The sequence below is a fragment of the Hydrogenophaga sp. genome, assembly GCF_028698005.1.
Classification (GTDB): Bacteria; Pseudomonadota; Gammaproteobacteria; order Burkholderiales; family Burkholderiaceae_C; genus Hydrogenophaga.
The window spans coordinates 1-11,928 of sequence record NZ_JAQVEJ010000084.1; the positions used below are offsets into that span (position 1 = coordinate 1).

General features: G+C 66.7%; 9 protein-coding genes. 6 read left to right on the forward strand and 3 right to left on the reverse strand.

The features are described from left to right. The first annotated feature begins 163 nt into the window (after nt 1-163). The 4 genes from PHQ87_RS09665 to PHQ87_RS09680 are packed head-to-tail and all read left to right on the forward strand — an operon-like array spanning nt 164 to nt 3,356. Nucleotides 164-973, forward strand: coding sequence for an ABC transporter permease (locus PHQ87_RS09665; protein WP_300233415.1), 810 nt, complete (start codon nt 164-166; stop codon nt 971-973). Further along, complete coding sequence (locus tag PHQ87_RS09670) at nt 970-1,719, forward strand: ABC transporter ATP-binding protein (RefSeq protein ID WP_300233417.1); 750 nt, start codon at nt 970-972, stop codon at nt 1,717-1,719. Before PHQ87_RS09665 ends, PHQ87_RS09670 begins: the two co-directional genes overlap by 4 nt. Before the next feature lie 6 nt (nt 1,720-1,725). Continuing rightward, nucleotides 1,726-2,655, forward strand: a complete 930-nt coding sequence (locus PHQ87_RS09675) for a glycosyltransferase family A protein (RefSeq protein WP_300233419.1) — start codon at nt 1,726-1,728, stop codon at nt 2,653-2,655. 5 nt (nt 2,656-2,660) lie between these two features. After that, entirely contained in the window at nt 2,661-3,356 is a 696-nt protein-coding gene (locus tag PHQ87_RS09680) for a hypothetical protein (protein ID WP_300233421.1), read from the forward strand. Nucleotides 3,357-3,364: 8 nt separating this feature from the next. On the opposite strand, the gene PHQ87_RS09685 is transcribed toward PHQ87_RS09680, so the two are convergent. Genes PHQ87_RS09685 through PHQ87_RS09695 form a run of 3 tightly spaced genes read right to left on the reverse strand, consistent with a single transcriptional unit; the run spans nt 3,365 to nt 8,942 of the window. Next, nucleotides 3,365-4,498 carry a glycoside hydrolase family 3 N-terminal domain-containing protein gene (locus PHQ87_RS09685; RefSeq protein ID WP_300233423.1) on the reverse strand — a complete coding sequence of 378 codons (1,134 nt, stop codon included), beginning with the start codon at nt 4,496-4,498 and terminating at the stop codon, nt 3,365-3,367. After that, complete coding sequence (gene murC, locus PHQ87_RS09690) at nt 4,495-8,295, reverse strand: UDP-N-acetylmuramate--L-alanine ligase (RefSeq protein ID WP_300233425.1); 3,801 nt, start codon at nt 8,293-8,295, stop codon at nt 4,495-4,497. Before murC ends, PHQ87_RS09685 begins: the two co-directional genes overlap by 4 nt. Continuing rightward, the gene (locus PHQ87_RS09695) at nt 8,295-8,942 is read right to left on the reverse strand and encodes a YdcF family protein (protein WP_300233426.1); all 648 of its coding nucleotides are present in this window, start codon (nt 8,940-8,942) and stop codon (nt 8,295-8,297) included. Before PHQ87_RS09695 ends, murC begins: the two co-directional genes overlap by 1 nt. Before the next feature lie 307 nt (nt 8,943-9,249). Between PHQ87_RS09695 and PHQ87_RS09700 the strand changes: the two genes are divergently transcribed. Beyond that, nucleotides 9,250-11,427: a glycosyltransferase family 2 protein gene (locus PHQ87_RS09700; protein ID WP_300233428.1), complete on the forward strand. Its 2,178-nt coding sequence runs from the start codon at nt 9,250-9,252 to the stop codon at nt 11,425-11,427. Then, nucleotides 11,424-11,928, forward strand: a 505-nt coding sequence (locus tag PHQ87_RS09705) for a DUF2142 domain-containing protein (protein WP_300233429.1), incomplete at its 3' end; no start/stop codon positions are given. The genes PHQ87_RS09700 and PHQ87_RS09705, both read left to right, overlap by 4 nt.

The following is an 11,928-nucleotide window of genomic DNA, read 5'->3' on the forward strand; positions in this document are numbered from 1 at the left end:
CCCAAGGCAGGCACCGGCATCACCCTTGCCGCCTGGGTCACCCATGGGGGGAGCGTGCGGCGCCACCGCCAGGCCCCGCCATGACCGCGGGCGCCTCGGCCGGCACGCCGGGACCCGCGCCAGCCCGCCACCTATAATCGCCCATGACTCCGAGCGTTTCTTAATGACTTTGCGATACTTTTCTCTGGTCGCAAGTGCATGGGCAGACATCCGCCGTGCGCTGACCAACCACCACCAGATCACCACCCTAGGCTGGCAGGACGTTGCAACACGGTACCGGCGCTCGGTCATCGGTGCCTTCTGGCTCACGATCAACAAGGCGGTACTGATCGCAGCCATCGGGCTGGTGTTTGGCACCCTGTTCGGCCAGCCGATGGAGAAGTTCCTGCCGCACCTTGCGGTGGGGCTGGTTTTCTGGGGTTTCATCACCGCCTCCATCGACGCCGGATGCGCCGCTTTCATCAACAAGAAGGGCATCATCCTCCAGGTCAACCTGCCTCTGTACTCCCACCTGATGCGGGACCTGTGGAATGAAACCGTCATTCTCGGGCACAACATCGTCATCATCCCGATCCTGATGCTCATCTTCAAGATCGGCGTCGGGCCCGTCATCTTGCTCATCCTGCCGGGGTTCGCTCTGCTGCTGCTGAACCTGGTGTGGATGAACCTGGTGCTGGCCGTGGTGTGCACGCGTTACCGGGATGTCACACAGATCGTCCAGAACGTCATGCAGGTCATGTTCTATCTGACGCCCATCATCTGGAGTGCCGACCTGATGCCCGATCGGGTCAGCCCCCTGGTCCTGCAGGTCAACCCGTTCTACCACCTGCTGGAGCTCGTCCGGGCACCCATAGAGGGCAAGGTACCCGATGCCATCAGTTGGATCTACGCCGGCACCATGGCCTTCGTCGGCTGGGCCGCAGCACTGCCTTTCTATGGGTTTTTCCGCAAGCGGATCGCGTACTGGCTATGACCGCCCCTTACATCCATCTGGAGAATGTCGACGTCGACTTCCCCATCTTCAATGCCTCGAGCCTGTCGCTGAAAAACAAGGTGCTCAAGGCGGTGACGGGTGGGCGCATATCCACCCGCCACGACGGCCACGTGGTGGTGCGTGGTCTGGACGGCATCAACCTGCGCCTGGACAGCGGTGAGCGCCTGGGTATCATCGGGCACAATGGCGCCGGCAAAACCACCTTGCTGCGGGTGCTCTCGGGCATCTACCACCCCACCAGCGGGCGAGCCGAGATTCACGGGCACAGCACCTCGCTGATCGACATCAGCCTGGGTATCGACCCCGAAGCCACCGGGCGGGAAAACGTCACGCTGCGCGGTACCCTGATGGGCTTGTCGCCCAAGCAGATCAACGCCATGATGGACGAGATCATCGAGTTCTCGGGGCTCGGTGCCTTCATCGACATGCCCTTCAGGACGTATTCCTCGGGCATGCAGATGCGCTTGGCATTCTCTGTCTCCACCACGGTGCGGCCCGAGATCCTCATCATGGACGAGTGGCTGTCCACCGGCGATCTCGACTTCAAGGAGCGCGCCAAGCAGCGCATGCACGACATCGTCGACTCCACGGACATCCTGATTCTCGCCAGCCACTCAAAAGATCTGCTGCTGAGCAATTGCAGCCGGGTCATCTGGCTGGAACAGGGACGAATCAAGATGGACGGCCCCGCCGAGCAGATCGTGGATCTGTACTTCGGCGCATGACGCCCCATGGTGGTCACCCCGGTGGCCCCGTGCCATTGTTCCACCGTGGAAGCTGAAGGCGAACCGACAGCAGGCCGTGCGGGCAACCAGGCCCTGCTCGCCGTCGTCGTCCTCTCCCACGGGCCACGCGCCACGCTGCCGGCCGCCGTGCGCTCGGTGCTCAGACAGGACATACCTGTTGAGTTGCTGGTGGTGCACACCGGCCCGGGTGATGTGCACGGTTTGCTGAAGGTCCATGGCCTGTCGGTACCGGTGCTAACGGATCCTGTGTCCCGGTACGTGGGCGCCGCGCGCAACCTGGGCATTGCCCACACCACCGCCCCCTACGTGGCATTTCTGGCGGATGACTGCATCGCCGAGCCCAATTGGGCGGCGGCGCGGCTTCATGCCCATCAACAGGGCGCCATGGCCGTCGCCAGCGCCTTGTTGCCAACACCATTGCAGCACCCCGTATCGTTGGCAAAGTTCCTCGTCAACCACCCTCGCCGACTGCCCCGGGCACCCGCCGACGTGGCGCTGCGCTACGGTGCCTCCTATGCCCGCTCGCTCCTGCAGGAGCTGGGGCCCTTCCGGGAAGACATGCCGGGCGCCGAAGACTCCCACTACAACGACCGGGTATCGAACATCACCGAGATACGCTGGGTCCCCGCGGTGGTCACCCTGCACAGCGAGCCGACCGACGTTCTGGTCGCCCTCAAAGACCAGTACCGCCGGGGCATCGCCACGTCGGCGATGTGCAGGGAGTTCGGCACCCTGGAACGCACCGGCTTCATCTCCCGGTTGCGCAGGCAGATCGCGTTTGCGCTGGCCAACGCATCCGCCCATATCGAGCCTCAGTCTCGCCGGATCTATCCTTTTGCCATCCCGTTCATGCTCTGTTTCATCGTGGCATTCGAGCTGGGCATGCGCAAAGAACAGGCGGCACACAGAAGGTGATCGGCATGCTAGAAGTCCATCTGCCGAAAAGCAGGACTCCCCGCATCGTCGCCATCTTCAGCTATCGCCACGATGCCCATCTCGTCCCGGCCATGCTGAAGAACATTGCCCCGCTGGTTGACGGGTGGATCAGCTATGACGATCGCGCCTCCACCGAGGTCTTCAGCCACGAGCCCGCGCGCCGCCTGAAGCTGCTTCAGGCGGCGCGCGACACGGGCGCACAGTGGGTGCTGGCCATCGACCCCGATGAGCGCCTCGACTGGCTGACGCGCTTTTCGATGCAGCGTCTGATGAATGGCGAGGCCGACGCCTACTGGTTTCATCTTCGTGAGCTGTATACGCCACGCCACTTCAGGGTAGATGGGCTCTGGGGCCAGAAGCGTCAGGCGCGCCTTCTGCGCCTGACCGATCACATTCACATGCCCGGCGGCCACCTGCATATTCCCTGGCAACTGTTCCTGAATGCCCGGCGCCTGGCCCCGGCTGGACACAATCTGTATCACCTGAAAATGATCGATCCTGCGAGAAGGACGGCCCGCGCCCGGCTCTATGAACACCTGGACCCCGACCATCGCATGCAGGCCATTGGCTACGAATACCTGCAGGACGAATCCGGTCTGCAACTGCAGCAAATCAAGCCGTGGCGTGGCTATTGGCCTCGCCACGTGGACGACGGCGGGCTCTGGATGCCGAAGGTATGAGCGCGCTGTCAGCCTGATGGCCTTGCGCGGCTGCGCAGGGCACGCACACGCTGTGCGGCGGCCATCACCTGCGCTTCGCTCAGCTCTCCCCGTGCAATGGCATCGCGTACCCAGCGCACAGCGCGTTGCGGCAGCAAGGGGTCATAGCCGAACAGGTTCTTGAACATCAGGAGGTCGCAGCCCGCGGCGATGGCCTGCACGACCGCCTCCTTGCGGCCCATGAGATCGCTGACCGCCTTCATGTCGAGGTCATCCGTCACCACGACACCCTGGTAGCCCAGGCGCCGGCGCAGCAAGCCGGTCACGATGGGGGTGGAGATGGTGGCCGGCCGGCCGTCGGGGGCCACCGGATCGAGCCGAAGGTGCCCCATCATCATCAGCGGCGGTGCCGTGGGCGAGGCGATCAGGCGCGCGAACGGTTCCAGCTCCGCCTCGGTCCAGGTCGCCGAGATATCCGCCGCCCCCTCGTGGCTGTCGCTGACCGCGAGACCGTGGCCCGGGAAGTGCTTGGCCGCACAAAGAATGCCGGCGGCGGAAAAACCCGCCAGGAACGCCTGAGCATAGGCCGTGATCCGGTCAGGCTCGGTGCCGTACGCACGGCCGAAAACACCAATCGCGGGGTTGTCGGGCGCGTCGATATCCACCACCGGCCCGAGATTGATGTCGAAGCCGAGCGCGGCCAGCTCGCGGCCCGCCCGGGCATAAAGAGCGTATGCCTCGTCGGGCGACAGGCTGGCCGCGACGTCCCGTGCGGCCGGCAGGCGGCTCATGCCGTGCGCATCGGTCAGTCGCTGCACGATGCCGCCTTCGTGGTCGATGGCCAGCAACGGCGCTGTGCCCCCGTCGCGAAAGAGATCCAGCAAGCCTTTGACCTGCGCCAGGCTGCCGACGTTCTGGTGAACGAAGAAAACCGCGCCCACCTGGCCACGCTGCGCCTGCCGGGCCAGCAGCCGGGCCGAGGGCGAGGACCGGCTCGCTCCGTAAAAGCCCACCAGCAGCAATTGCCCGACCGCCGCGGCCAGTTCATCGCGCGGGCGAAACCAGCCCAGCCAGGCAATCGGGTAGGCCAGCATGCCCATCGCCATGCCCACACCCGCTCGTGCCACACGGCCCCATCGGTACAGGAACCGGCGCACGTTCATGCGTTGGCAGCCGTGCGTTCCAGTGCCTCGTCCACCCGCCGGGCCAGGTGATGGGCGAGGAACTGCACCGCAGGTTCGACACAGGCGCCCCCGTGAATGCCTGGAATAAGATCCAGGCTGACCCCTGCGCTCATGGCAGCTTCGTAGGGCGCCATGCCTGGCCCGCCAGGGCGCAGCGGGTTGAGAAAGCTGTCCTCGGCACAGATCAGCGCCACACGACCGGCATACGGCTGAGGCCGCCCAGGCTCGATCCAGATCAGCAGCGGCACCGTGCGGCCGGCGGCCATGAGCAGTTCCGCCACGCTCTTGGCGATGGTGCCTCCCTGGCAGACGCCCGCCAGCAGCACGGGCCCCCGTGGAACAATCGCCGCGACTTCCTCGGCATAGCGGGCAGCCAGTTGACGAATGCCCCCGGGCCCGTGGTCAATGACGAGGTGGCCCGAACGCATGCCATGGACCCGGAAGGCGGGCGACAGCCGCTGCGCCAGTGCGGTGAACTCCTCTTCCACCTGGCAGCACAGAAACAGGTCGTGCTGCGCCCCGGGCAGACCCAGACTGCTCGTCAGGTACTCAGGCGCGTGACGGACACCTGGCCAGTGCCCGCAAAGATCGCGCATACGCCGGTAGATCCGGCTCGCCGTGAACCCCTGTGCGCCGGCGGCGCTGCCACCGTCGCGGTGCCACAGCAGATCGTCGAGCTGGGTGGCCATCTGGGGCAATGTATCGATCCGCCCGAAATAGCCCGGCGGCACCGTGACGCCAAAGCGTTCCTCGACCAGCAGGATCAGTGTCAGGGAGGCCAGCGAGTCACCACCCAGGGCGGCGAAGCGGTCCAGCCGGCCAACCGGCTCCTGCAGGTCCAGTGCTTCCTGCCACAGCGGAGCGAGGCGCTGTTCGGTCTCGCTCGCGGGCGGCCAGTACTCCGCCGCTCGCGTGACAACGCGGCCGCCATGCAGGGCGATCAGTTTCTGACGATCCTTCTTGCCGCTGGGTGTCAGGGGAATGGCGGGCACAAGCTGGATGCGCGACGGCAGGGCGCTTTCCGGCAGCCACTCGGCCAGGCGCTGCGACAGGGCAGCAAGATCGGGTGGGCTGTCGCAGACCGCCTCGACGAAGCACAACAGGGTGGGCCGAGGCCCCTTGGCAAGGCAGACCGCGGCATCGGCCACCCCCGGCTCACGCAGAACGACGCGTTCGATTTCACCCAGCTCGATACGCACGCCATGCACCTTCACCTGCGTGTCAGCCCGGCCGATGAAGCGCAGGTTGCCGTCCTCGCCGCGCCGAACCATGTCGCCTGTGCGGTACACACGCGCGACGCGCCGGCCGATCCTGGCCTGCACAAACCGCCCGGCCGTTTCCTCGGGTCTCCCGATGTAGCCTGCCGACACGCCTGTACCGGCCAGACAGAGTTCGCCCAACTCGCCCACAGGGACAGGCTGCAGCGCCTCGTCCAGCACATGTACCTCGACATGGCCCAGGGCGGTCCCGATGGTGATGTCGGCGCCCGGCTCGCACAGGGCGGCGGTGGCATAGATGGTCGCCTCGGTCGGACCGTAGACGTTGAAGAAATGCCGCCCCGCGCCCCAGTCGGCCACCAACTCGGGTGGGCAGGGCTCCCCGCACGCAACGATGCAGCGCAACTGCGGCAGGGCACGCGGCCGGCCGCTGGCCAGCAGGCTGGGGGTGATGGACAGATGGGTCACGGCCAGTTGCTCCAGCGCGTCCGCCAGGCGCCCGCCGCCCAGGGGCCGGGCGCCATCAACTGCCAGCGCGCCACCACCGGCCAGCGTGCCGCAGATTTCGGCCAGCGAGACGTCAAAACCGATCGACGTGTTCAGCAGCATCCGCGCGCCGGGACGGAGGCCGAAACGCGTGACCGTGTCACGCAGCAGCGCGGCCAGCGCCGACTGGTGGATGCAGACGCCCTTGGGGTAGCCGGTCGACCCCGAGGTGAAGCAGATGTAAGCACCACTGCCGCCGCGTGGTCCGGACGGCACGGCGCCGCCGATGGCGCGCAGCCGGGTTGGCGACATGACCGGCACGGCCGCCACCGTCGTGTCACGGGCGATGATGGCCGCGGCCCCGGCCTGCTCCAGCATGTAGGTCCGGCGCGCATCGGGCAGCGCCAGGTCGAGTGGAAGATAGGTGCTTCCGGCCTTCATGACACCGAGCAGACTGACGATCAGCTCTGCCCCCAGCGGCAAGGCAACGCCGACGACGGCATCGGACCATCCACGCGTGGCAAGGCCGGCGGCGAGTTCGTCGCTGGCACGATCCAGCTCGGCGTAGGAGAACGTACCGTCGAGCCCCAGCAGCGCCGGCGCGTCAGGGTGGGCGCGCGCGGCGACACGAAACAGGGCAACGAAAGTCTCGCGCGATCGCCAGACCTGCGTGAGGCGCCGTGTCCAGTGCTGAGGGGCCAGCGTCGCCGCGGGAACGGACGATACAGGCGACGCCTCCTCGGCCAGTTGCCGGTGCAAGCGCTGGGCCACACCGGCCATGCCGGCTCCCCCCATGACCAGCAACACATCGCCAGCGAGCAGGTCGCTGCGCGCATGGTGAACCAGATCGTCGGCATCGCCGCGCTGGATGACCGTGATGCCGTGGCGTCGCAGCCCGGCGGCAATGGCCGCACTGCCTGCCGATCGGGCGCTCTCGCCATCATCATCCACATCCAGAAGCAACACCAGGTCGGCGAGGGCCAGGCTCTCGGCGAACTCGTCCTGCAGCCGCTGCACGCGCGAGTGCAACAAGGGTTGAAATGCGGCCACGAACCGGCGCCCGGGCGCCACGGCGCGGGCGGCGCGCAGCGTCGTGGCGACTTCTGCCGGGTGGTGCGCGTAGTCGTCCACGACACGGATGCCCGACACCTCGCCAAGTTCCTGCCAGCGCCGGGCAACGCCGGTGAAGCGCTCAAGGCCGCGCGCCATGACCTCCGGTGCCACCCCCAGCAGGTGGCAGGCCGCGATGGCGGCCAGGGCATTGCGACGCATGTGATCGCCCGGCTGGCGCAGCTCGATCGGTGCAAACGCCACGCCATCGCAACAGGGCGCGAACGGCGCGGGCCACGGCTGCGCCGAGACGGTGCAATCCGGGATCAGACCGAACCAGACGACCTGGTCGCGCGGCAGGCCGAGGCGTTGCACACCGGGGTCTTCGGCCGATGCAACGATGCGGTGGGCCCGCCGGGCAAAAGCGGTGAAGGCCTCCTCCAGAGCGGCTTGTGACGCATAGTGGTTGACGTGCTCGTCATCGACGTTGGTGATGAGGGCGATCTCGGGGGTCAGTGCGTCCAGGTTGCGAAAGGCCTCGCACGCCTCGGCAACGAAAACCTCCCGCCCGCCCGGCCGGGCCCGCCGATTGCCCAGGCAGGGTACATCGGCACCGAACGAGAAGCCGGGATCGCGTCCGGCCTCGTCCAGAATGCAGGCAATCATGGCACTGGTGGTGGACTTGCCATGCGATCCCGCGACCATGACGGCGCGACGCCCCTCGCGCAGCAAGTCCAGGCACTCGGCCCGCCGGATCACCGGAATGCCACGACGGCGCGCACCTTCGAGCTCCACATTGCCGGCCGGAATCGCATCGCTCACCACCACCAGTTCGGCATCGCCGACCTGTGCCTCGTCGTGCTGCTGCGCGATCCGAGCACCCTCCTGCACAAGACGCTCGATGACCGGGCTGCACGCCCGATCGCTGCCGGTGACCGTGCGGCCCGAAGCCAGCAGGTATTGCGCCAGGCTCGCCATGCCGGCGCCGCCAATGCCAATCAGGTGTATGCGTGAAGGCAGCATCAGAAGTCCCCAATATCGCCCTGCTGGGCATACGTGCCGATGGCAACCAGTTCACGCAGGACATGGAACCGCCCACCTTCCGTCTGCCACCAGGTGTCGGCAGGAAAGTCATCGGGACGCTGCGAGGGCTGCATGACCAGGCGCACATGCGCCGGCCAGTGGCGCCGCGCCGTCATGAGGGCACGGCGTGCGTGAAAGGGTTTCGACACCAGTGCGACGCTGCGAATGTTGGCCCAGCCTATCCGCTGCTCGATGAGGGGAGCAGAGAAAGCAAAGTTGTCCCGCGTGTTGGTTGCCTCGGTCTCGAGCAGCATGGCCGCTGCGGGGACGCCACGCGCCAGGGCATAGTCGCGAAACTGCACGGCCTCCGGCACGGGCTGACGCACCGGCCCGTGACCGGACACCATGATCAAGGGCGCCAGACCGCGCGCATGCAGCGCGATGGCAGGGTCCATGCTGGTCGGCGTCGGGCTGCCAAGGACAAAACAGAGGTCGACGGGCTCCGGCGGATCCTGCACAAACAGAAACTGCGTGATCGCCGCGCGCGACCCCGGCAACGCCGAATCCTTCGCAGGAAGACCCGATGGCCCGGGTGCGGACGCCCCCGGGGAACGCCAGCGCTCTCGAAAACTCTTGATCAACCTCATGCGGAACCTCGGTATCTGGCCAATACAAACCGAACGGTGCGGTGCGCCTGATCAGGGCCGTGTGCACGCGATGTCGCCATGGAGCGGCAGATCATGGCACATTGCCTCCCGGCGCGTGGTGCGTCATGACAAAAAAACTGCCATGCGGGATGATGTGCCACCAGGCCGCTCTTGCACGCAACGCACGCCGGGCAAGAGGGACCCCAAACCTATAATTGTCCGCTGGCCCAGTCTCACCTGGCGCGCACGGCCAGCGAAGTGTCTGCTCCCGCCAGGCACCTGACCGTCGTGCCCCTGCCCCATCCCCATGACGCATCCCACCGCTGCCCCCCTGCCTCAGGATCTCGCCCCGTTGAAAGAGGCGCTGAAGGACCGTGACGACCAGTTGCTGGAGTTGCTGGCCGACTACACCGACCGCAACCACCAACTGGTGTCGGCCTACCAGGTGATCGCCGAGCAAAGCCAGGAGATCCTGGCGCAGCAGAACGCGGTGAAGGCGATGCAGGAGCATCTGGACCGGACACTGGCCGACCTCTACGGCTCCACGAGCTGGCGCGTGACGGCGCCGCTGCGCGCCGTCAGTGCCGCCATCCAGCGGCTGAAGCAGGGCTTGCGCGGTGGCCGCCGGGCTCAGACGACCTCTGCGCCGGCGGCGCTGCCGCAGGCGGTCACGGCGCAGGCGGCTCCCTTCGAAGGCAGCAACGCCATGCCGGTCACTGCCGACGATCGCCGCAACTACCGCGAATGGGTGCGCCGCTACGACACGCCCGATGCAGCGGCCATCGCCACCATGCGCGAACAGGTGGCGCAACTGGCCATCTCGCCCAAGGTGTCGATCATCATGCCAACCTACAACGCCAACCTGGAGTGGCTTGGCGACGCCATCCGCTCGGTGCAGTCGCAGTTGTATCCCCACTGGGAGCTGTGCATCGCCGACGATGCCTCGCCCAACCCGGACATGCGCCCGTTCCTGGAAAAGCTGGCCGCCGGGGATGAGCGCATCAAGCTCGTTTTCCGTGACACCAACGGCCACATCTCGGCAGCCACCAACAGCGCCCTGGCCCTGGCCACGGGCGACTGGATCACCTTCCTCGACCACGACGACCTGCTGCCGCCGCACGCCCTGTTCTACATGGTGCGCGCCATCGCCGAGAACCCGGATGCGCGCATGCTGTATTCGGACGAGGACAAGCTCGACGAAAAGGGCCACCGGTTCGATCCGTACTTCAAGACCGACTGGAACCCGGACCTGTTCTATTCGCACAATCTGGTCACACACCTGGCGTTCTACCGCCAGGACCTGATCGGGCAGATCGGCGGCCTGCGCGAGGCCTACGCGGGCGCCCAGGACTACGACCTGGTGCTGCGTGCCATCGAGCACATCACGCCGGCGCAGATCGTGCACGTGCCCTTCATCCTCTACCACTGGCGCGCGCACGCGGGCAGCACGGCCACGGCCGACCTGAACATCAAGCCCTACGCCATGCTGGCCGGTGAGCGGGCGCTCAACGACCACTTCAAGCGCACCGGCACGCGGGCGCGGGCGCAATTCGTGGGCCATGGTTACCGTGCACGCTACAAGCTGCCCGACGTACCGCCGCTGGTGAGCATCATCATCCCGACGCGCAACATGCTGCACCTGGTCAAGGTGTGCATCGAGAGCATCCAGGCCAAGACGCGCTACAAGAACTACGAGATCATCCTGATGGACAACGGCTCGGACGATCCGGCCGCGCTGGCCTACTTCGCCGAGCAGGCCCAGGCCCATGACAACTTCCGGGTGATCCGCGACGATTCGCCGTTCTGCTACTCGGCGATCAACAACCTGGGCGCACGCGAGGCCCGGGGCGAGGTGCTGGTGTTCCTGAACAACGACATCGAAGTCATCACGCACGAGTGGCTGGACGAGCTGGTCAGCCAGGCCTGCCGACCGGGTATCGGCGCGGTGGGTGCGCTGCTGCTGTTCCCCAACGGGACGCTGCAGCATGCGGGCATCGTGCTGGGCATCGGCGGCTGGGCCGGCCATTCACACAAGGGATTCTCGTCGCTGGCGCACGGCTACGTGGGCCGCGCCTCGCTCATCAGCTCGTTCAGCGCCGTCACCGGTGCCTGCCTGGCGGTGCGCAAGGAGCACTTCATGGCGGTGGGTGGCTTCGACGAGGTGAACCTGCGCGTGGCCTGCAACGACGTGGACCTGTGCCTGAAGTTCACCGAGATCGGCCTGCGCAACCTCTACACCCCGTTTGCCCAGCTGTTCCACCACGAGTCGGCCACGCGCGGTTACGAGGACACGCCCGAGAAGCTGGCCCGCTTCCAGAAAGAGGTGGCCTACATGTGGAAGCGCTGGCCCGCCATCATGGCCCATGACCCGGCTTACAGCCCCAACCTGACACTGGATCATGAAGACTTCGGCCTGGCCTGGCCGCCGCGCACGCGGCATGCCTGGCAGGCTGACCAGGCCACCATCACGCCTGCCACCGCATGACGCGCTGGTGGCACACCTTGCAGGACTGGCGCCTGGCCTGGGTGCTGGTGGGCTGCCTGTGCCTGCAGTCGGCGCTGATGGCCCTGACGACGCCGCCGGGCTACGCCCCGGACGAAGCCGCGCACATGGCCTACATCAGGGACAGCGCCCGCTCGCGCCTGTTGCTGCCCGACTATGTCGGCGGCAAACTGCCTGATGGCCGCCCCAACTACCTGGGTCATCCGCCGCTGTACTACGCATCGCTGGGCCTGCTGAGCAAGGCCGGGCGCTGGGAAGGCCCGCGTGCGCAGACGGCGATGCGCCTGGCCAGCGCCACCTTCATGATGCTGGGCCTGGCGTTCGCGGTACTGGCCGCGCGGCGCATCGGTGTCGGCCAGTCCTACGTGGCGATGGCCCTGCTCGCCTGCGCCGCCACGCCCATGTTCAGCTACCAGGCGGGCAGCGTGTCGAACGACACCCTGCTCTACCTGGGCGTGAACATGATGTTCTATGGCATCGCCT